Origin of the sequence: Flagellimonas marinaquae, assembly GCF_023716465.1 — a bacterium.
Classification (GTDB): domain Bacteria; phylum Bacteroidota; class Bacteroidia; order Flavobacteriales; family Flavobacteriaceae; genus Flagellimonas; species Flagellimonas alginolytica.
The window spans coordinates 2,136,401-2,157,363 of sequence record NZ_CP092415.1 but is presented as its reverse complement, the minus strand read 5'-3'; the positions used below and the strand labels follow the sequence as shown (position 1 = coordinate 2,157,363).

The 20,963-nt window shown below is 42.3% G+C and carries 18 protein-coding genes; 12 read left to right on the top strand and 6 right to left on the bottom strand.

What is annotated here, in order from left to right:
• Window positions 1-13: 13 nt before the first annotated feature.
• The 3 genes from MJO53_RS09700 to MJO53_RS09690 all read right to left on the bottom strand — a co-directional run bounded on the left by MJO53_RS09700 (window position 14) and on the right by MJO53_RS09690 (window position 2,401).
• Entirely contained in the window at window positions 14-310 is a 297-nt protein-coding gene (locus tag MJO53_RS09700; RefSeq protein WP_224835494.1) for a thioredoxin family protein, read from the bottom strand.
• Between the two features lie 84 nt (window positions 311-394).
• Window positions 395-1,627: a metallophosphoesterase gene (locus tag MJO53_RS09695; RefSeq protein ID WP_252078937.1), complete on the bottom strand. Its 1,233-nt coding sequence runs from the start codon at window positions 1,625-1,627 to the stop codon at window positions 395-397.
• A 54-nt stretch (window positions 1,628-1,681) separates the two neighbouring features.
• Window positions 1,682-2,401, bottom strand: a complete 720-nt coding sequence (locus MJO53_RS09690) for a copper homeostasis protein CutC (protein WP_252078936.1) — start codon at window positions 2,399-2,401, stop codon at window positions 1,682-1,684.
• A 40-nt stretch (window positions 2,402-2,441) separates the two neighbouring features.
• On the opposite strand from MJO53_RS09690, the gene MJO53_RS09685 reads away from it, so the two are divergent.
• From MJO53_RS09685 to MJO53_RS09665, 5 genes are all read left to right on the top strand, one after another.
• Entirely contained in the window at window positions 2,442-3,440 is a 999-nt protein-coding gene (locus tag MJO53_RS09685) for an isoaspartyl peptidase/L-asparaginase family protein (protein WP_252078935.1), read from the top strand.
• Window positions 3,441-3,799: 359 nt separating this feature from the next.
• A complete protein-coding gene (gene polA, locus MJO53_RS09680) occupies window positions 3,800-6,634 on the top strand; it encodes a DNA polymerase I (protein WP_252078934.1) in 2,835 nt (944 codons plus the stop codon).
• 114 nt (window positions 6,635-6,748) lie between these two features.
• Complete coding sequence (locus tag MJO53_RS09675) at window positions 6,749-8,179, top strand: ATP-binding protein (RefSeq protein ID WP_252078933.1); 1,431 nt, start codon at window positions 6,749-6,751, stop codon at window positions 8,177-8,179.
• Window positions 8,180-8,222: 43 nt separating this feature from the next.
• Window positions 8,223-9,401 carry an MFS transporter gene (locus MJO53_RS09670; protein WP_252078932.1) on the top strand — a complete coding sequence of 393 codons (1,179 nt, stop codon included), beginning with the start codon at window positions 8,223-8,225 and terminating at the stop codon, window positions 9,399-9,401.
• A 69-nt stretch (window positions 9,402-9,470) separates the two neighbouring features.
• Window positions 9,471-9,740, top strand: coding sequence for a thioredoxin family protein (locus MJO53_RS09665; RefSeq protein WP_252078931.1), 270 nt, complete (start codon window positions 9,471-9,473; stop codon window positions 9,738-9,740).
• A gap of 82 nt (window positions 9,741-9,822) precedes the next feature.
• Here the strand turns inward: MJO53_RS09665 and MJO53_RS09660 are convergent, their stop codons facing one another.
• Entirely contained in the window at window positions 9,823-10,326 is a 504-nt protein-coding gene (locus MJO53_RS09660; protein WP_252078930.1) for a hypothetical protein, read from the bottom strand.
• Between the two features lie 237 nt (window positions 10,327-10,563).
• Between MJO53_RS09660 and MJO53_RS09655 the strand changes: the two genes are divergently transcribed.
• Window positions 10,564-11,301, top strand: coding sequence for a sulfite exporter TauE/SafE family protein (locus tag MJO53_RS09655; protein ID WP_224835503.1), 738 nt, complete (start codon window positions 10,564-10,566; stop codon window positions 11,299-11,301).
• Here MJO53_RS09655 and MJO53_RS09650 read toward each other — a convergent pair.
• Complete coding sequence (locus MJO53_RS09650) at window positions 11,289-11,744, bottom strand: MarR family winged helix-turn-helix transcriptional regulator (protein ID WP_224835504.1); 456 nt, start codon at window positions 11,742-11,744, stop codon at window positions 11,289-11,291. The two genes, MJO53_RS09655 and MJO53_RS09650, sit on opposite strands and share 13 nt — an antisense overlap.
• A 175-nt stretch (window positions 11,745-11,919) precedes the next feature.
• Here MJO53_RS09650 and hppD point away from each other — a divergent pair, with 175 nt between their 5' ends.
• The 6 genes from hppD (at window position 11,920) to MJO53_RS09620 (ending at window position 18,288) form a co-directional block, all read left to right on the top strand.
• Window positions 11,920-13,053, top strand: coding sequence for a 4-hydroxyphenylpyruvate dioxygenase (hppD, locus tag MJO53_RS09645; protein ID WP_252078929.1), 1,134 nt, complete (start codon window positions 11,920-11,922; stop codon window positions 13,051-13,053).
• 83 nt (window positions 13,054-13,136) lie between these two features.
• The gene (locus tag MJO53_RS09640; protein WP_252078928.1) at window positions 13,137-14,294 is read left to right on the top strand and encodes a homogentisate 1,2-dioxygenase; all 1,158 of its coding nucleotides are present in this window, start codon (window positions 13,137-13,139) and stop codon (window positions 14,292-14,294) included.
• 64 nt (window positions 14,295-14,358) lie between these two features.
• The gene (locus MJO53_RS09635; RefSeq protein ID WP_252078927.1) at window positions 14,359-14,796 is read left to right on the top strand and encodes a hypothetical protein; all 438 of its coding nucleotides are present in this window, start codon (window positions 14,359-14,361) and stop codon (window positions 14,794-14,796) included.
• 157 nt (window positions 14,797-14,953) lie between these two features.
• Window positions 14,954-16,174, top strand: coding sequence for a fumarylacetoacetase (fahA, locus tag MJO53_RS09630; protein ID WP_252078926.1), 1,221 nt, complete (start codon window positions 14,954-14,956; stop codon window positions 16,172-16,174).
• A 116-nt stretch (window positions 16,175-16,290) separates the two neighbouring features.
• A complete protein-coding gene (locus MJO53_RS09625) occupies window positions 16,291-17,160 on the top strand; it encodes a flavin reductase family protein (protein WP_252078925.1) in 870 nt (289 codons plus the stop codon).
• A 12-nt stretch (window positions 17,161-17,172) separates the two neighbouring features.
• Window positions 17,173-18,288, top strand: coding sequence for a pyridoxal phosphate-dependent aminotransferase (locus MJO53_RS09620; RefSeq protein ID WP_252078924.1), 1,116 nt, complete (start codon window positions 17,173-17,175; stop codon window positions 18,286-18,288).
• Here the strand turns inward: MJO53_RS09620 and MJO53_RS09615 are convergent.
• The gene (locus MJO53_RS09615) at window positions 18,270-20,921 is read right to left on the bottom strand and encodes a DUF5916 domain-containing protein (protein ID WP_252078923.1); all 2,652 of its coding nucleotides are present in this window, start codon (window positions 20,919-20,921) and stop codon (window positions 18,270-18,272) included. The two genes, MJO53_RS09620 and MJO53_RS09615, sit on opposite strands and share 19 nt — an antisense overlap.
• Window positions 20,922-20,963 lie beyond the last annotated feature (42 nt).

Sequence of the window (20,963 nt, the reverse complement as noted above, 5' to 3'; positions counted from 1 at the left end):
CTCGCTTTTTTATTTAAATATATTCGTTTAAAATACCAATGAGGGTATTGGCGTCCTGCTCACCACTTTGGCGCCAGACCATTTCACCTTTTTTGTAGATCATTAACGTTGGCAACCCTTTAATACGCAGTGCCTGTGAGAGCTCTTTATTTTTATCCACGTCAATCTTTATTACTTTGCCTTTATCCCCTAGGGCAGCGGCCACATCGCTCAAAACAGGATGCATAGAAGTGGACTGCTCGTTCCATTCTGCATAAAAATCTAATAATACAGGTACTTGTAAATCTATAAGTTCTCCGAATTTGGACATGTATTCTAAGGTTTACAGTCAAAAGTAAGAAAAAATGTTAATGTTTAACAGTTAAACATTTCTTTGGCACCATGGCGAATAAAATTAGGCCAACCCCTTTTTCTTTAAGGTGATAACGGATATCTCCGGCCAGATACCAAAACGGCCGGGATAACCAATAAAACCAAACCCTCTGTTCACATTGATAAACTGGTCCAATTCTTTGTATATACCCGCCCAATATTTATACCTCCATTTTACTGGGCTCCATTTTATCCAACCTGGTATTTCCACCCCAAACTGCATGCCGTGGGTATGTCCACTGAGGGTCAAGTGAAAATGATAATCGTCCTGTAGTACCACATCTTCCCAATGGGACGGGTCATGGCTCAAAAGTATTTTAAAATCTTCCTTGGCAACACCTGCCTTGGCCTTTTGCAGATCGCCGGCTTTTTTAAATCCGCCACGTCCCCAGTTTTCCACCCCGACAAGTGCAATTTTATCTCCTTGCTTTTCTAAAAAGCGATTGGAATTCAGCAATAGATCAAATCCCATTTCCCTTTGCATCGTCTTTAGATCTTCGAGGTTACGTTCTTTTTCTTCTTCGGTATCCCAAACGGCATAATCACCATAATCGTGATTTCCCAAAACCGAAAATACACCATCATTAGCTTTCAATCGGGAAAAAACCTCTTTCCAAGGCTCCAGTTCACTTGAACGGTTGTTTACAATATCACCCGTAAAAAAGATAACATCGCTCTTTTGTTCGTTCACGAGATCAATTCCGTATTCCACCTTTTTATAATCATCAAAACTACCGCTGTGCACATCCGAAATCTGCGTGATCTGATAATTATGAAAAGCGTCGGGAAGGTCTTCAAACTCCAACTCGTATTTTAATACCTGATAATTATATTTACCGCGGTACATACCGTACAACAGAGCCCCAAAAGGCAAGGCCGCCAAGCCCAAGGCAATGCCGCTCACAAATTTTCTACGGGAAGGATAAAACCCGTCGGCAGAACTGGATAGGCCTACCATTTTATTGTAGCCAAAACCCAATAAACGTACAATATCTTCCAAAAGTAGAAAGAAACCCAATACCAGGGCCAACAAAAAGAAGGCGGCAAATATACTTCCCGCTATAGCGGCCGTGCCTTTAAAACCATCACCTGGATCGTGGGTAACCACTTTTACGGTCAAAAAAACCAAGGCTCCTAAAAACAATACAATATAGGTCCAGTGCAACAAAGGACTCTTGAACAATGTTTTAAAGGCTTGAAAACCATACACGGCGAGTACCACATATAGGATTGCCAAAATGATAAATCGGGACATACAATTTTTTTACAAAATTAGCGCTAATCTCCTATTAAACAGTGTATTTTAAATTTATTTAACGGCTCGAACTATTGAATTGAGGATATCTAAATTCGAAACCGCCACTTTATCCTCCACCAAATGCTTACTGGAATTCATACTGATTTTCCCTTCCAAATCTAAAGGGTTTTCAAAGCTTGTTCCCGAACAATGAATAGCGCTGAGACCTATTTCTTTAAATTTTGATGCATTACCGGGCGAAACTCCTCCCCCAGCCATTATAGTTATTTTGGAACGCTGTTGCCAAACCTTTAGGTTTAATATCCCTTCTTCGGATGAGGGCTTGCCTCCGGACGTTAAAATAGTCTGCACGCCAATATCCTCAAGTTGCTTTATGGCTTCCAAAGGTTTTGCCACCCAATCAAAAGCACGGTGAAATGTAAAATGTATTCCTTGGGACAATTCCACCAGTGCTTTGGTTCTTTTAACATCAATAGAAAAATCATCCCTCAAAACCCCAGCAACAACACCATCAACACCTAATTCCTTGCATGCCAAAATATCGGCTTTCATTACTTCAAATTCAGCGTCGAAATACGTGAAATGCCCTCCTCTTGGACGAATCAAAACATGAACGGGAATATTTAGCTCACCTTTAACCAATTGAATAAGGCCAGTCGATGGGGTAACGCCTCCTACCCCAAGTTCCGAACAAAGTTCGACCCTATCTGCTCCCGCTCTTTCGGCATATCTTGCAGACGCTAAGGAATTGGCACAGACTTCTACCAGCATATTGTATATTTATGAACCCTAAAAATAAACATACCAACCTATGGAACGACGCAAATTTCTTAAAAATTCCAGCCTTTCGGCGGCAGGACTGCTTTCCACCTCCACTTTGATGGCCTGTAAAACCGATACTAAACTGGAAACAGCCATATCCGAACCAACCACGTCTAACCCAACCAAACCCATTGTGGTATGTACCTGGAATTTTATGAATGCTACAAATAAAGCTTGGGAAGTACTAAAATCGGGCGGAAATGCTCTAGACGCCGTAGAGCAGGGCGTTAGGGTCGAGGAAGCGGATGAAACCAACGAGACCGTGGGCAAAGGCGGTAGGCCGGACAGGGACGGAAACGTTACCCTGGATGCCTGTATTATGGACAAGGATGGCAATTGCGGTTCTGTGGTCTGCATGGAAAACATAGTACACCCCATTTCGGTGGCACGTAAGGTAATGGAAGAAACCCCACATATTATATTGGCAGGAAAAGGCGCAGAGAAATTTGCTTACGAACAGGGGTTTAAAAAAGAGGACCTGCTTACCGAAAGTACCAAAAAACAATATGAAGAGTGGCTAAAAAAATCGGAGTACAAGACAACGATCAATATAGAGAACCACGACACCATCGGCATGTTGGCAATCGATGAAAACGGAGATATGGCCGGGGCATGCACCACAAGCGGAATGGCCTACAAGGTAGCAGGGCGCGTTGGGGACTCCCCTATTATTGGGGCAGGGTTGTTTATTGACAACGAAGTCGGTGGCGCCACGGCCACTGGGGTTGGCGAGGAAGTCATTCGCACCGTGGGCAGTTTTTTGATCGTGGAGTTGATGCGACAGGGAAAAAGTCCACAAGAAGCTTGTGAGGAAGGTGTAAAACGCATTATGAAGAAAAACGAAGGCCGCAAAGATTTCCAAATCGGATTTTTGGCCATCAACAAAAATGGCGAAACGGGCGGATATTGTGTGCATCCTGGCTTTACGTATCGGGAGTATTCCGAGAATGGACATGAGAACCGAAAGGTAACGAGTTTCTATGAATAGATATTAGAACGCTCTGTTGTTAGAGGTTAGATACCAGAACGCTTCGCTTTTAGATTTAAGAGTCAAGACGGACTTGATTGCGTTTAAAATTGTTTTTTATTCTTTCAAAGGTCTTGTTTCCTGTCTCCTGTTTCTTGTCTCCTGTTTCTTGTCTCCTGTTTCTTGTCACCCATCTCTGTCTCTCGACTTTCGTCTCTTCTCTATTGTCTCTCGTCTATTCGTGCTAAAATCAAATCCCCTCAAATCTAATATCCCAATTCTAACATCTTTTTAAACTGCAATTCGTACTTTTAATCCCCAACCCTATTTTGGGTTCTTCATATTGTTTATTGAACATTGATAATTGACAAACAAATAAAATGTCCGAGCAAAAACGACTGTTTCTTTTAGATGCCTACGCACTTATTTTTCGAGGCTATTACGCCCTAATAAAAAACCCACGAATCAACTCCAAGGGAATGGATACCTCCGCGATCATGGGGTTTGTAAATTCTCTTTTTGATGTGATCAAACGGGAACAGCCCGACCATTTGGCCGTGGCCTTTGATAAGGGAGGTAGCGTGGAACGTACCGAATTGTTCGAAGACTACAAAGCCAACCGGGATGAAACACCCGATGCCATCCGAATCGCCGTGCCCTATATCCAACAAATTCTGGAAGCCATGAAGATTCCCGTGGTAGAATTGGAGGGCTACGAGGCAGATGACCTTATCGGCACTTTGGCCAAGCAGGCCGAAAAAGAAAATTACAAAGTATTTATGGTTACGCCCGACAAGGATTTTGGGCAATTGGTGAGCGAAAATATTTTTATGTACCGTCCGGCCCGGATGGGCAACGGTATCGAAATTTGGGGAATCCCAGAGGTACAAAAACGCTTCGGGGTCAAGCGTCCCGAGCAAGTAATCGATTATTTGGGCATGATGGGCGATGCCAGTGACAATATCCCGGGATTACCTGGTGTGGGCGACAAAACGGCCAAAAAATTCTTGGAACAATTCGATTCCATGGAAGGTCTATTGGCCAACACCGACCAGCTCAAGGGCAAAATGAAAGAAAAAGTGGAGGAAAATGCCGAACTGGGACGTTTATCCCGAAAATTGGCAGAGATCAAGGTCGACTGTGACGTGCAGTTCCATGCCGAGGATTATGAAATGTGCCCTCCAGATGCCGAAAAGGTGCAAGAAATATTCGAAGAACTTGAATTCCGCAGGCTAAAGGACCAATTCATCAAACTATTTACGGAAGAAGCAGAAGCCAGCTCCACGGCAACCAGCACTAAAACAGCCAAGCAAGAGGCCAATGTTGCCGGTAGTGGACAGTTTACGCTCTTTGGCGGCGATCCCTCGGAAGCCGCGGCGACCCTAAAGGATGTAAACAGTAGAAAAAACATCGGCGATGTATCTCACTTTTATCAAAATGTACAAAGCGGATTGGGCTTGGACCTATTTTTGGAAATGCTAATGAAGCAACCTTCCGTCTGTTTCGATACAGAGACCACTTCCCTTAATCCTTTGGAAGCTGAATTGGTGGGCATAGCTTTTAGCTGGTCCCCAGGCAAGGGTTTTTATGTTCCCTTTCCCGATAATGAGAACGATGCCCGACCTATGATCGAAAAACTGCGTCCGTTTTTTGAATCGGAAAACATAGAAAAGGTGGGGCAAAATCTCAAGTACGATATCAAGGTAATGCAAAACTATGGCGTGGAGGTCAAGGGCAAGTTGTTCGATACCATGTTGGCCCACTACCTTATCAACCCCGATATGCGCCATAATATGGACGTACTGGCAGAAACTTACCTCAACTACACACCTATTTCCATAACCGAACTTATTGGCAAAAAGGGCAAGAACCAACTCAGTATGCGCGATGTTCCTTTGGAAAAGCAAACGGAATATGCCGTGGAAGATGCCGACATCACCTTTCAGTTGGGATTAAAATTTACTCCAGAGCTCAAAGAAGCACATACCGATAAATTGTTCGATGAAATAGAGATTCCTTTGCTACGGGTATTGGCAGATATGGAACTGGAAGGCATCAATCTGGATAAAGATTATTTGAACGGCCTTTCGGAGCAATTGGACAAGGACATCAAAACACTGGAACAGAAAATTTATAAAGAAGCTGGCGAAGAATTCAATATTGCCTCCCCAAAACAGTTGGGAGAAATTCTTTTTGGCAAGTTAAAGTTGGTGGATAAACCAAAAAAGACCAAAACAGGTCAATTTTCCACTTCGGAAGATGTACTTTCTTATTTAGCGAAGGACCATGAAATCATCCAAAATGTCCTGGACTACCGCGGATTGGCAAAACTAAAAAGCACCTATGTGGATGCGCTGCCCAACGAAGTCCAGCAAAAAACGGGTCGGGTGCATACCGATTATATGCAAACGGTGGCCGCAACGGGCCGTTTGAGCAGTAACAATCCGAACTTGCAAAACATCCCCATTCGCACCGAACGCGGACGACAAGTACGAAAAGCTTTTGTCCCTAAGGATGAAAACTATGTTTTGTTGGCAGCGGATTACTCCCAAATAGAATTGCGCATTATTGCAGCATTGAGCGAGGAGGACACCATGATCTCTGCTTTTAAAAATGGGGAGGACATCCACGCATCCACGGCATCCAAGGTATTTAATGTGCCCATTGAGGAAGTGACCCGCGAACAACGTAGCAATGCCAAAACGGTGAACTTTGGGATTATTTACGGGGTTTCCGCCTTCGGATTGAGCAACCAAACGGATTTGAGCCGCTCCGAGGCCAAGGAACTGATCGACACCTATTACAAGACCTATCCCAAATTGCGCAATTACATCAGCGAGCAGATTGATTTTGCGCGAGAGCATGGGTACGTGCAAACCGTATTGGGCCGACGTCGCTATTTAAAGGATATTAATGCAGGTAACCAAGTGGTGCGCGGGGCAGCGGAACGTAACGCCGTAAACGCTCCCATCCAAGGAAGTGCAGCAGATATTATTAAGATTGCAATGATCAACATCCATAAAAAGCTTTCCGAAGGAAAATACAAAACCAAGATGTTGTTACAGGTGCATGATGAATTGGTGTTCGATTGTTACAAACCTGAGTTAGAGGAAATAAAAGCACTCATTAAAACCGAAATGGAAAACGCCTATAAACTCTCCGTGCCGCTAGATGTGGAAGTGGGTATTGGCGAGAATTGGTTAGAGGCGCATTGAAATCATTAAATAAACCCATCCAAAACAAGTTTATTTCTTATTTAGATAATTTATTACAAATAGAGTTAAATATTTGACTCTATTTTGTATTTTTACTTAGATTTAAGCAAATCAATGATAAAAGAAATCTCTAAAAAGCAAGTACTGGATAGGATTAGATTTGAAAATCCTTGGTGGGTAGATGGTCATATTGAAGATGATTATAACCAAATGCCCAGAAGGCTTTACTTTGAACTGTTCAAACCTCTGGTTTATGAGCGGGATATCCGCAGGGCCGTTGTTTTGATGGGACCACGAAGGGTAGGAAAAACTGTTATGCTCTTCCATTTGGTTGAGGATTTGATTCAGAACGGAGTGAATCCTAAAAAAATTATCTTCATCACTATAGAAAACCCTATATACAACAATATACCGCTAGAACAGCTTTTTACCTATGCCAAAGAGGCTACTGGCCTTGAGGATAAAAATGATTGGCACATTATATATGATGAAATTCAGTATTGTAGAGATTGGGAAGTTCACTTAAAGTCATTGGTTGATAGCTACAGGAAAGATAAGTTTATCGTTTCAGGTTCCGCTGCTGCTGCACTTAAGTTCGCCAGTAATGAAAGTGGTGCTGGAAGATTCACAGATTTTTTGCTGCCACCCTTGACCTTTAATGAATATATCTCCTTAAAAGGATTAGATAGGATTATCACTACTACAAAATTGAAATGGAAAGAACATATAACCGAGTTTTACACCTCTTCACACCTTGATGAATTGAACAAACATTTTCTGGATTATATAAACTTTGGTGGATACCCCGAAGTCATCTTTTCGGAAAAAATACAAGCCAATCCTGGCAGGTACATTAGACAAGATATTGTGGACAAGGTGCTTCTTAGAGACCTTCCTAGTCTTTATGGAATAAGTGACACGCGGGAATTGAATTCTTTGTTTACAACTATTGCCTATAATAGTGGTGGAGAGTTTTCACTGGAAACACTCAGTAAACAATCACAAGTTCCAAAGAATACTCTAAAAAAATATATAGAATATTTAGAAGCTGCTTATTTGATAAAGCAAGTTAGACGTATTGACCAAAGCGGGAAACGTTTCAAAAGAGACAATTTTTTTAAAATCTATTTGACCAATCCCTCATTAAGGAGCGCATTATTTTCACCAATGTCAACCACTGATGAAATGATGGGCAATATGGTGGAAACTGCAATTTTTGCACAATGGATGCATCGTGATTGGTTTACACCTTGGTATGCTAGATGGACTGGTGGCGAAGTTGATATGGTAGGTTTAAGTGAATCAACATTAAAACCCCTATGGGCCCTTGAAATCAAATGGTCCAATAGATATTTCGATAAACCTAGTGGATTGAAGAGTCTATATAAGTTTTGCAATGAAAGTAATTTGAACAACCCGATAGTTACTACAATTGACAAAGAAGGAGAAAAGGAATTTAAAGGAATAAATATTCAGTTTCTTCCTTCCTCATCTTACGCCTATACAGTCGGCAAAAACACCTTGGAGAAAAAGAAAAATATGTAACCCTTTTATTACTCTGATCAGCATATATAGTTGAAAACACCAAATGAACCCCTCCAAACGCATTCTCCCCGTCATCGTACTATCACAATTTTGCTGCACCTCGCTTTGGTTTGCGGGCAATGGGGTAATGGGCGATTTGGTATCCACCTTTGGGTTAAACGAAAGTGCCGTGGGACATTTGACCTCAGCGGTACAATTTGGATTCATAGCCGGCACTTTGGTGTTTGCCATTTTATCGATTGCCGATCGGTTTTCGCCATCCAAAGTATTTTTTAGCTGCGCCCTTTTGGGAGCATTGTTCAATTTGGGCGTCATTTGGGACGAAAACGGACTGGCGAGCATCCTATCCTTTCGTTTTTTTACGGGATTCTTTCTTGCGGGCATCTACCCCGTAGGCATGAAGATAGCTGCCGATTATTACGAAAAAGGACTGGGTAGATCTTTGGGTTTTCTGGTCGGGGCGCTTGTGGTCGGCACAGCGTTTCCACATTTATTAAAAGAGATGACCCATACATTGTCGTGGAAAGCGGTGTTGGTGGCCACCTCAATCCTGGCCGTTTTGGGGGGCACTTTAATGGTAATTTTAGTTCCCAATGGCCCATTCCGAAAACCGGGTCAAAAAATCTACCTGTCCGCATTTCTAAAAGTGTTTCAAAACCGAAGCTTCCGCTCGGCAGCCTTCGGATATTTTGGTCACTGTTGGGAACTTTATACCTTTTGGGCCTTTGTTCCAATTATGTTGCAAACCTATACGATGGTTCACCCGAACGCTACCTTCAATATCCCCTTATTGTCGTTTTTAATTATTGCTATCGGTGGTTTGGCATGTGTATTGGGCGGCTATTTAGCACAAGTATTCGGAACTAAAAAGGTGGCATTTATGGCCCTGCTGCTTTCCTGTATTTGTTGCTTGATCTCTCCCTTGCTTTTTGTACAGGGTTCCGAAGTGGTTTTTGTTGCTTTTCTTCTTTTTTGGGGCATGGTGGTGATTGCAGACTCTCCCCTATTTTCCACCTTGGTGGCACAAAGTGCATTACCAGAAATAAAGGGAACGGCATTGACTATAGTAAACAGCATCGGTTTTGCCATTACCATCGCCAGCATTCTGCTACTCAATGAAATGCGAATCTGGACAAGTTCCAATATGGTTTATATGATGTTGGCCGCAGGTCCAATTTTGGGATTGATTGCCTTGTCATCAAAAAACAAAGCGATACTCTAACTATATTTTAAATTAAGTAATTTTCATTCCAATTATCTGGATTTTCATTCCCGACCAATGTAATGTGCAATGATAGAACTTCTATTTTTTACCGGAAAAACCTGCGGTGTCTGCAAGGCGCTAAAACCAAAACTGTTGGAAGCTGTACAGGGAAACTTTCCAAATGTGAATATTCGTGTAGTTGATGTGGAGGAAGAAGTTGAGTTTACAGGACAGTCCATGGTATTTACCCTGCCAGTTGTTATCATTAAAGTAGACGGCAGGGAAATGGCCCGCTTTGCCCGAAGTTTTGCAGTATATGAGGTGTTGGACAAACTAAAACGCCTTGGTGGGAGATAACACCCACACCCTAAAATTAAAACTTCAAAAATTAAAAAAGGCACCATATGGTGCCTTTTACAATCATTAACATAGCAATTCATCAATTACAAACACCATTGGCCAACCGTGGCTTTTGGCTTTTACTCCCCATAAACAAATCCGATAGCGGTTTAAAGTGTCGCTTCCACTGGTAGGGAGCAAAGTTGAACCACAGTTTAACTTCTGGCGCTTTGTTTTTTTCAATGGTCAATCCATTCTCGATCTCAAAATCCAAACGTTCGAACGTATTGGCCGATTCGGCCATACCATCCTCGTATACAAACCGGTTGCCCCACCCTGCCATATAAAAACGTAGGGCAATGTACTTGCCCTCGGGCAACGAAACTACACTTTTGGACCGTATAAAATTCCCGGAAGCCATACCTTTTAGGTCCACGGGGTTTTGTCCGGGAAAATCCATTATAAAATGTTCATTTCCCTGTTCATCGATTGCCGAGAACCTGGTAATATTCAAGGTTATCTCCGACACCTTGAGTGCTGTGGCGGCCTCATTGCTTAAAATTAAATCGGCAATCTGCCCATTAACACCAAAATTAGCCTCCATTGACCCGGAAGTATAGAGTGGTATCGACCATATAGTAGGATAAAAATTCTGTGTTTTCATAGCTGTTGTACATACAATTATACAGGTACAAAGTTGCGATGGTTTAATTGATCCTACGTCCAATAAATTATCCTCTTTATATGCTGTGTTACCCCAAATCCTGTATTTTATGAAAATTTTTGTTAATATGGAACAACAAAATGATTATCAATCGATTCAATACTATCTTTCGGACAAATGAAGGTCAACTATATTTTTCTTCTGCTCGCACTCGTTGCCGAAATTATAGGTACCATTGGCGGTTTTGGCTCTTCGGTGTTTTTTGTTCCGTTGGGCAATTTTTATTTTGATTTTTATTCGGTCCTGGGCATGACCGCCATTTTCCATTTATCGAGCAACATCAGTAAAATTTTCTTGTTCAAAAAAGGGTTGGACAAAAAACTATTGCTCTATATTGGCGCTCCATCCGTTGTTTTTGTTATTATCGGTGGGTTTTTATCAAAAGTTGTGAATAGCGATGCCCTAGAAATAGTTCTGGGCATATTTTTGGTCGTCTTTAGCCTTCTTTTCCTTATCAAAAGTGAAATCATTATCCTGCCCAACAAAAAGAACTCCCTTATTGGAGGAGCGCTTTCAGGATTTTCTGCAGGGCTTTTGGGTACAGGAGGGGCCATCCGGGGGTTGACCATGGCGGCCTTCAATTTGGAAAAAAGTGCCTTTATCGCCACCTCTGCTTTCATCGATTTTTTGATTGATTTCTCTCGGACCTTTGTATACTACAGCAACGGGTATATTGGAAAATTGGAATTGACCTATTTACCTTTTTTGTTCGCCATTGGGTTGGTGGGCACCTATTTGGGAAAAAAAGTACTGAAGTACATTCCACAAGATAAATTCCGTAAACTTAGTTTGATTTTTATTTTGATGATCGGTTTGGCCACAATAAGCACCTTGGCCATTGATCATTGGTTCTGATGTTCCTCATAATTCTCCCCAATACTGTCCAAAACTTTTAAAAAGATCTCAAACTCGGCAGGGTCTAAGTCCTTAAGTGCCAATTTTCGCAATTGAATTGCACTCGGCAGGGTCAGGTCCAATATTTTTTGTCCATTTTCGGTCAGTTCCAACTTAAAACGTTTTTGATCACCTTCAAAGCGGGCCTTGGAAATCCAACCTTTCTTCTCCAATCCTCCGATCACCCGTGATGTAGTAGCACGGTTTCGGAAATTTTCGTTGACAATATCGCGTTGACTTGCCTCTTCGCCCAATTCATGGATTTGATACAAAATTACCCACTGCTCAATGGTTATATCCACACCAAGCGCATCAAAAGTACGCAGATAGGCCTTTTGAATTTTTCGGAGCACCAAATCCAAATGGAACCCCATTCCATGTATTTCGTCTATACGGTTCAGCAAAATTCCAAGAATGGTCGTAAAAATAAGGATTCGAAATTTCTTTACCTGAAATCGATAACAACAACTATAATTTTAACTCAAATTTCGGTCTACAAAATCGTTTTCGTATGTCAAAATGATTATTTTTGTTGTTAATGCAACAAAATAAAACTGAACAATAAAAAACATATCGAACATGGAAACATCCACACTTCCACTAGAAAACAACACTTCCGAAGATTTTATGCCCATTAACGGCACAGATTATATTGAACTATATGTAGGGAATTCCAAGCAAGCCGCCCATTACTACAAAACAGCATTCGGATTTCAATCCTATGCCCAAGCAGGTTTGGAAACCGGTTTGAAGGACCGTGAAAGTTATGTAGTGGTACAAGATAAGATCCGACTGGTACTTACTTCGCCCCTAAAAAGTGGCACGGAGATCGGTAAACATATCGACAAGCACGGCGATGGGGTAAAAGTGGTTGCCCTTTGGGTAGAAGATGCGACCATAGCTTACAACAATGCCATGGAAAGAGGTGCCACTTCCTACATGGAACCACGAACCGAAGAGGACAAAGACGGAAAAGTGGTTCGCTCCGGAATCTACACCTACGGTGAAACCGTTCACATTTTTGTGGAACGCAAAGATTACAATGGAACATTCCTTCCTGGTTTCAAAAAATGGGAAACCCCGGACTATAACCCAAAACCTACAGGGTTAAAATTTGTGGACCACATGGTAGGCAACGTTGGATGGAACAAAATGAACCACTGGGTTAAATTTTATGAGGATGTATTGGGCTTTAAAAACATCCTATCCTTCGATGACAAGGACATATCCACGGAATATACCGCTTTGATGAGCAAGGTGATGAGCAATGGAAATGGAAGAATTAAATTCCCGATCAACGAGCCCGCCGGGGGTCAGAAAAAATCGCAAGTCGAGGAATACTTGGATTTTTATGAAGACGAAGGTGTTCAGCACATTGCTGTGGCCACGGACGATATTATTAACACCGTTCGCGACCTAAAAAGCCGAGGCGTAGAATTTTTAAGGGTACCCGCCACCTATTACGATGCTGTTACCGATCGGGTCGGTGAGATCGATGAGGATATCGCCCCATTAAAGGAATTAGGTATTTTGGTAGACCGTGATGATGAAGGATATTTATTGCAGATCTTTACAAAACCTGTGGAACCCAGACCGACCATGTTCTTCGAAATTATCCAAAGAAAAGGTGCTCAATCGTTCGGAAAAGGTAACTTTAAGGCATTGTTCGAAGCTATTGAACGCGAGCAAGAGCTTAGAGGCACATTGCATTAATCAAATTTAAGGGATATGGGTTATGGGCTATTGTTTTTCAGGCCTATAACCCCATAACTTTAAAATAAAATAACTGTTTTAAAATGCCTATTTATCACAAACTCGGGAAAGTTCCCCAAAAGCGGCATACCCAATTCGAAAAACCGGATGGCAGCCTGTATTACGAGCAGCTTTTTGGCACTATTGGTTTTGATGGCATGTCTTCGCTATCCTATCATATTCATCGTCCCACCCAAGTAAAAGAAATTGGTAAAGCACTGGACGTAAACCCAAAAATTGCGGTTGAAAAGAACATCACCAGTAGAAAGTTCGTCGGTTTTGATGTTGCTCCTAAAGATGATTTTCTTGAGGCACGGGAACCACTTTTGGTAAACAATGACGTACATGTAGGTTTGGCCGCTCCGCGAAAATCGCTAACGGACTACTTCTATAAAAATGCCGACGCCGACGAAATGCTCTTTATCCACAAAGGGTCGGGAACATTAAAGACTTTTTTAGGAAATATTTCCTTTGAATATGGGGACTACCTGATCATCCCACGAGGAATGATCTATCAAATCGAGTTTGACACAGAAGATAACCGCATTTTATATGCAGAATCCTTCCATCCCATATACACCCCAAAACGATATCGCAATTGGTTCGGGCAATTATTGGAGCATTCACCCTTTTGCGAACGCGATTACAAATTGCCGCAAGACCTTCAAACTTTTGATAAAAAGGGAGAGTTTTTGATGAAAATCAAAAAACAGGGGATGTTGCACCAGCTAGTGTACGCCACACACCCTTTTGATGTAGTGGGTTGGGACGGATATAATTACCCCTATGGCTTTTCGATCCATAATTTTGAGCCGATTACGGGACGTGTGCATCAACCGCCACCGGTGCACCAAACTTTTGAGACCAGTGCTTTTGTGGTTTGTTCGTTCTGTCCCAGGTTGTACGATTACCATCCTAAATCCATTCCGGCACCTTACAACCACTCCAATATAGATTCCGACGAAGTGCTCTATTACGTGGACGGAGATTTTATGAGTAGAACGGGCATCGGACCAGGGTATATTTCCCTCCATCCCGCAGGCATTCCCCACGGCCCACACCCAGGAACCTACGAAGCCAGTATCGGCAAAAAAGGTACCGAGGAACTGGCAGTGATGATAGACACCTTTAAACCCTTGCAAGTAACCAAAAACGCCCTTAAAATTGATGATGGCAAATATTATAAATCTTGGTTGGAATAATTTAGTAGTTAGACATTAGTTGCCAGTAGTACGCAGAACACAAATCAAAACTAATATTTAACGCATGGATTTTTCAAAAGACTATAAAGAACTCGGAGAGATAATCGTAAAGAAATTACGCGATGAAAACTTTGAATACTATGAAAAAAATAGAGACTTTGGAAAATCTATGTCTGAAAAAGAATACTCTGAACTACCTAGAAATCCGAATTTAGCACCTGAATTTCAAAAATTAGAAGACGAACGATTTGAATTTTTTAACGGATTGAATGAAAGACAAATAGAAATCCTAAACCGACTTGTCCTGAATATTTTGGATTCGACTGCGTTTAATTTCTTGAGAGAAATTGAAGAAAACTTAAATGACAGTAAAAGTTTAGGATTAACAATAAACGGACACCAAGTAGAGAACATAACGACTGAATTTTTATCTGGAACTTTGTTTGGAGAATACTTTTTATGGACTGAAAAGAATAGCAAATTTGGAGAGTTTCAGCAATAAGAATAAAGTACTACTGGCAACAATGTATAACCGCAATTACCGCATATTAACCCGTAACCGACGGTTATACGAGACCGATATTAGATAATAGAAACATAAAAATCAATCTAAACCAAGGATCTAAATTCTAACTACTCACATCTCATATCTAAAAAATATGATCATAGATATACCCGAAAACTCAGATTTTTCGATTCACAATATTCCTTTTGGGATTTTTTCCACCCAAGACCGAAGTCCACGTATTGGTGTGGCCATTGGAGCGCATATCTTGGACTTGGCCGCTGTTGCCGAACTGGATGTGTTCGACTTTAATACAGCCCTATTGGAAAAAGACACTTTGAATGATTTTATTTCCCTTGGAAAGGAAATCACTACCCGTGTGCGCAAAAAAATCCAATATTGGCTAAAAGATGACGAATCCGTTTTGGCCGGAAAACCTGAACTCTTTGTAAAGCAATCCGAAGCCCAAATGCATATGCCGGTTTCTATTGGCGATTATACCGACTTTTATTCAAGCATGGAGCACGCCACCAATGTGGGCAAAATGTTCCGTGGCCCAGAAAATGCCCTTTTGCCCAATTGGAAACATATTCCAGTGGGTTACCATGGCAGGGCAAGCTCCATTGTTGTAAGTGGGGTACCCATTCATAGACCTAAAGGTCAAACCATGCCCAAAGGCAAGGAGACACCCGTTTTTGGCCCAACCAAACGCTTGGATTTTGAACTGGAAATGGGCTTTATATGTGGTAAGGAAACATCGATGGGCGAATCTATTTCCACAAAAGAGGCCGAGGATTATATTTTTGGCCTTGTCTTATTTAATGATTGGTCGGCGCGCGATATTCAAAAGTGGGAATATGTACCGTTGGGGCCCTTTTTAGCCAAGAATTTTGCCTCATCCATATCGCCTTGGGTAGTTCCCTTGGAAGCTTTGGAACCCTTCAAACTGGCAGGGCCCAAACAGGAACCCGAAGTATTGCCATATTTGCAATTTGAGGGCAACAAGAATTATGACATCAATCTAGAGGTTATCATCACACCGGAAAAAGGTGAAAAAACCACCGTTTGCTTTAGTAACTTTAAGCATATGTACTGGAATATGCTACAACAACTCGCACATCATACGGTAAATGGATGCAACATCAACATTGGGGATATAATGGCCTCGGGTACCATCTCCGGTATGGAAGAAAACAGTTTTGGTTCTATGCTGGAATTGTCGTGGGGAGGTACAAAACCCATCAAACTAAATGATGGAAGCGAACGAAAGTTTATCGAAGATGGTGACACTGTAACATTGAAAGGTTACGCCAAAAAAGACGATATAAGGGTAGGGTTTGGTGAAGTGACCACTAAAGTGCTCCCTGCGAAATAACTTTGGTAGCTGAACTGAGTCGAAGCTACTGAACGGTGACTTCGACCTCGCTCAGTCACCTTGATATAAAATGAATTAAGATTCCCGTTTTCACGGAAATTACAGAAAACCAAAATATGATCAAAACCATAGACCCAACTACCATACCCCAACCGGAACTATACAGTATACTATCGACAGCTGTGGCTCCAAGACCCATTTGCTTTGCCAGCACAGTTGATGCCGAAGGCAATGTGAACCTGAGTCCGTATAGTTTTTTCAACGTTTTTAGTTCCAATCCTCCCGTAATGGTGTTCTCGCCAACGCGAAGTGGCAGGGACAACTCTTTAAAACACACCCACCAAAATGTAATGGAAGTACCAGAAGTGGTGATCAATGTAGTGAACCATAAAATGGTGGAGCAGATGTCCCTTTCGAGCACAGCCTACGCCAAAGGGGTGAACGAATTTAGAAAGGCCGGATTTACCGAAATCCCCAGTGTAAAAGTTAAACCTCCAAGAGTGGCCGAAGCCCCCGTTTCTTTTGAGTGCAGGGTATTGGAGGTGGTGGAATTAGGACAGATTCCCGGAGCCGGAAACTTGGTGATTGCACAAGTGGACATGATCCACATTAACGATGAATATTTAACAAATAACGTGTTGGATACCGAAAAACTCGATGTAGTGGGTCGTATGGGTGGCAATTGGTATATCCGAGCCATAAAAGAGTCCCTGTTCGAGGTTCCTAAACCTATCCGGTCCCAAGGTATTGGCGTGGATGCGCTCCCCAAGGGGATTCGCGAGAGCGATGTTCTAACAGGGAACAATTTAGGCCGTTTGGGGAATTTGGAAAGCGTTCCATCTTCGGATGAGATAAAAACCATCATAGCCAACGAAGGGGTGCAAAATGCCTCCAAAACTGAACTGCACACCTTGGCAAAAAAAGTATTGGAAGCGGGCAATACAAAAAACGCAATAGCTTATTTATTGTTTGCGGAAAGCCTATAAAGTTTACTAAATATGCTGAAAGATATTTCATCCATTTTCAAGGCCCATTTGGTGCCTAAAGAGGTTTATAAAGGTGGAAAAAACATTCCCCCGACCGATAAAAAAATATACAAACTATCCTCTAACGAAAACCCATTGGGAGCATCACCCAAAGCTGTTGCTGCGATGAAAATCGCTGCCGACACTATCGATATATATCCGGACCAGACCGATATTCGTTTACGGGAAGCCCTGGTAAAAGACTTTGACGGCCAATTGAGCGCCGACCAGTTTTTGTGCGGAAATAGTGGCTCTGAGGTTATAGATCTGCTGCTTCGTGCATTTATCAACGAAGGGGACGAAGTTATTTTTTCCAACCCCTGCTTTCTGCCTTACTCCGTTTTTTCCAGATGGTACGGCGCTAAGCAAGTAGATATTCCTTTGCTATCACCCAACTACGATTTGGATGTGGAGGGAATCTTGAATGCGATCAACGAAAAGACCAAGGTGATATTCCTGACCAGCCCCAACAATCCTACGGGCACTTATATTCCAAAACCGGTAATGGACGATTTTATCTCCCGTGTTCCCAAGAATATTATCGTCATTTTTGATGAGGTCTATAGACATTTTGCGGATGCGGAAGATTATGTGACCGCTTTGCCATACGTGTTGGAAGGCCACAATGTGATCGGGCTCAACAGTTTTTCCAAAACCTATGGTTTGGCCGGACAACGCATCGGGTATGGATACACCACACCCACCATTGCCAATTATGTGCGATTGATACACAAACCCTTTTTATTGCCCCTGACTTCCATTGAAGCTGCCATTGGAGCTTTGAACGATACCGAATTCATACAAAAAACAGTAGAAACCGTTTTGGATGGCAGAGCTTTTATTTCCAGAGCATTTGATGAATTAGGCATTAAATACTGGCCAAGTCAAGCTAACTTTTTTATCATAGACCCACCTCTGCCCGAGATGGAGTTTACCGATAAAATGATGAATGAGGGCATTATGGTACGACCGGTATCGCAGTTTGGCGCCCCTGGAAAAGTGCGCATTACCATAGGTAATCCTGAAGCAAATGGTGCTTTGGTGAAAGCTTTAACGAAGTTGATGGACACTTATAGTACAAACCGATAAGTAGCCTTCAGCAAAAAGATATTCTGTGGCTTTTGCCCAAAAATGTTATCACCCAAGCTCGATAAAAGTCCTTCGGTAGGGTCTCCGCTCCTTGATACATCTTGAGACCACACCAAAAATATCTCCGATCCGGGAATATATTCCCACCGGATCACCAAATTGGAACGGAATTGCACAAAGGAAAAATCCGGGTCGCTGAAACTAAAATCGGTAACACCATCCAAATCTTCATCAATGGCATAATCACCATCGGTCAAAGAGATTTGTTGGGCCGTGTACTGGATAAATCGATCTTCAAAAGTTTTGGCAATAGGGTCGGTAATATGCTTAAAGTTTGAATATCGGCCTCTGGAAATAAAAGGTTGCCCCCAATATTGAATGGTCAAATTGGGGTTTATGGTATAGTTCAAACGTACCGACATACTCAAAGTTCGCTGTCTGATCTCACCGTTCAGGTAACGCGGAGAACCGCCCACATCGTCAAAATTGTCAATAAACTGCAATTTATCCCGATTTATCCTCAAAGATGGGAATGCAGAAATGCGCAGTGCATTAATGGGCTGATACACAAAACCACCTTCCATATAATAGGTCTTTATGGAATTGTCCAAGGCCTTTCTTCCATTATGGAAAAAAGAAAACCTGATCTTTTTTCTGGAATCGGTATTAATACTGTTCCAGAAATTTACCCAGGGAGACTGCCGTAGCCTTGGTCCGCCCCTTAGTGCAAAGTTGGAATATTCTATAGGAGCAAAATTGAATCCGATATTGGTATTCCAGTTACCCTTCCAGTTTTGCCATGTATTGGTATTGAACTGCAAGTAATTATGGTTTCCCTCAAAATCCCAAGCGGTCCAGTGGTTGTAGTTGATGCCTACGCGTCTAAAAGTACTATCGGGCTTTAAGGTCTGGTATCCGATCCATGTATAATGGCGAATGTCATCCGACTGGCGCTGAAAGCCAATATCGTTGAGCTCCAGTTCGGGCGACCTCCAAGTAGCACCAGATTCGAACCGCCAATGTCCATTGCCGATCTTTCCTATTTGTACATTACCTCCGGTACCTGTCAAAGATGTTCTTGTAGTATCCACTTGCACATGGTCTGCCCCCACCCTGTCGAACAAGTGCGTTATGGATCGTTGCGTATTGGCGATGGCCTCTTTACCTCCCTGAACATGACTCATGGTAAGGTTTCCACCTACATACCAATCCCGGTTTGCCCATTGATGTTTAAAGTCCAGGCCTCCTGTGTAGGCAGCATCGTGCAGAAAATTGAGCTGTTCGGGCAAGTTTTCTCGGTTAGTGGCCGTAAAGATTCCTCCGATATAAGAATTTCTTTGGTTGAAATCCTTTTGAAGTCTTCCTACAAAATAATTGGTCAAAGGTTCCACCATTTCTTTTCTGGTATTTCCCTCGCCATTAATTATGGTAGCGTTTCTTCGCGAAGTAACACTCTCCAACACCCCGATTGCCCAACCATTTTTAGTTTTTCCACTAAATTTAGCGGCACCGATCATTGGAGTATTATCTGGTTGATCTACAAATTCTCCATCCGAGGTATCGGGATAGCCTTGTGGGCTTCTACCGATTCTTCGGGAGTAAAAAATATTATCGGAACCGAATGTGTTTCCCGCTTGGGACTGAGACACCCTAAAATCGAAGATGTTTTTGTTCTCGACAAAAAATGGGCGTCTCTCTTGGAAAAATATCTGAAACCCATCCAAGGCGATTGCCGACGGATCGGCATCTACTTGCCCAAAATCGGGATTAACCGTTAAATCCAAAGTAAGATCGTTGGTAATTCCAATTTTGGCATCCAGACCCGCGGTAATATCACTTTCGCTACCATCCCGAAACGGATTCCCCTCCTCGGCTTCATAAGTTTCCGTTTTTGCCACGGTATAGGGCTGGATTTCCAACTGTTTTTGGGGCTGTATATTCTTTAGCCCATGTAGTTCCCCAAACTCGCTCACCCAACCGGGTTGATCTATGGGCTTACGTTGCCACAGGGAACGTTCCTCGTCTCTAAAAAAGCGTCGAGTAGACTGAAAGCCCCATACCTGCTCTTCTGCTCTTCCAAATTTCAATTGGCTTAGAGGAATCCTCAATTCTGCCGTCCAACCTTCATCATCAACATGGGCTTTGGCATACCAAATAGGGTTCCAGCTCGGGTCCCAATTGTTACCGTTATTTGATATAAACTCATCACCCTTTACCCCTGCGGCGGTTATGGTAAAAGAAAAGGCAGTACGCTTATCAAAATAGCTGTCAATATTGAATTCTACCCAATCACCATCAAAACCATCCCTACGGGACAGCCTTTTTACGATCTTGTCAGGTTCACTATCATAACAACGAACACCTATATATAGGTTCTTGCTATCATATAAAATTTTAAATTTGGTCTGGTGCGAAGGCGGGGTGTTTTCATCGGGCTGAAATTCTATATAATCACCGCCCCATTCCACCAAGTCCCAAGCATCATCTTCTAAAATTCCATTAATGTCGGGTGCGGCATATTCGCCTAAACTTTGGGTAACATATCTTTTTTTGGCAACGACTTGGGTCGAGTCTTGTGCTAGAGAGGAATTGAGGAATAATAGGGCCAGGATTATTAGGACTTCATATCTCACTTGTTCGTTTTTTGGTTAGATTGATATGGTAAAGACACTATA

Bases quoted from the DNA above. Each gene is read 5' to 3' on its own strand.
- MJO53_RS09700 (WP_224835494.1), bottom strand. From the start codon at position 310: ATGTCCAAATTCGGAGAACTTATAGATTTACAAGTACCTGTATTATTA.
- MJO53_RS09695 (WP_252078937.1), bottom strand. From the start codon at position 1,627: ATGTCCCGATTTATCATTTTGGCAATCCTATATGTGGTACTCGCCGTG.
- MJO53_RS09690 (WP_252078936.1), bottom strand. From the start codon at position 2,401: ATGCTGGTAGAAGTCTGTGCCAATTCCTTAGCGTCTGCAAGATATGCC.
- MJO53_RS09685 (WP_252078935.1), top strand. From the start codon at position 2,442: ATGGAACGACGCAAATTTCTTAAAAATTCCAGCCTTTCGGCGGCAGGA.
- polA (WP_252078934.1), top strand. From the start codon at position 3,800: ATGTCCGAGCAAAAACGACTGTTTCTTTTAGATGCCTACGCACTTATT.
- MJO53_RS09675 (WP_252078933.1), top strand. From the start codon at position 6,749: ATGATAAAAGAAATCTCTAAAAAGCAAGTACTGGATAGGATTAGATTT.
- MJO53_RS09670 (WP_252078932.1), top strand. From the start codon at position 8,223: ATGAACCCCTCCAAACGCATTCTCCCCGTCATCGTACTATCACAATTT.
- MJO53_RS09665 (WP_252078931.1), top strand. From the start codon at position 9,471: ATGATAGAACTTCTATTTTTTACCGGAAAAACCTGCGGTGTCTGCAAG.
- MJO53_RS09660 (WP_252078930.1), bottom strand. From the start codon at position 10,326: ATGGAGGCTAATTTTGGTGTTAATGGGCAGATTGCCGATTTAATTTTA.
- MJO53_RS09655 (WP_224835503.1), top strand. From the start codon at position 10,564: ATGAAGGTCAACTATATTTTTCTTCTGCTCGCACTCGTTGCCGAAATT.
- hppD (WP_252078929.1), top strand. From the start codon at position 11,920: ATGGAAACATCCACACTTCCACTAGAAAACAACACTTCCGAAGATTTT.
- MJO53_RS09640 (WP_252078928.1), top strand. From the start codon at position 13,137: ATGCCTATTTATCACAAACTCGGGAAAGTTCCCCAAAAGCGGCATACC.
- MJO53_RS09635 (WP_252078927.1), top strand. From the start codon at position 14,359: ATGGATTTTTCAAAAGACTATAAAGAACTCGGAGAGATAATCGTAAAG.
- fahA (WP_252078926.1), top strand. From the start codon at position 14,954: ATGATCATAGATATACCCGAAAACTCAGATTTTTCGATTCACAATATT.
- MJO53_RS09625 (WP_252078925.1), top strand. From the start codon at position 16,291: ATGATCAAAACCATAGACCCAACTACCATACCCCAACCGGAACTATAC.
- MJO53_RS09620 (WP_252078924.1), top strand. From the start codon at position 17,173: ATGCTGAAAGATATTTCATCCATTTTCAAGGCCCATTTGGTGCCTAAA.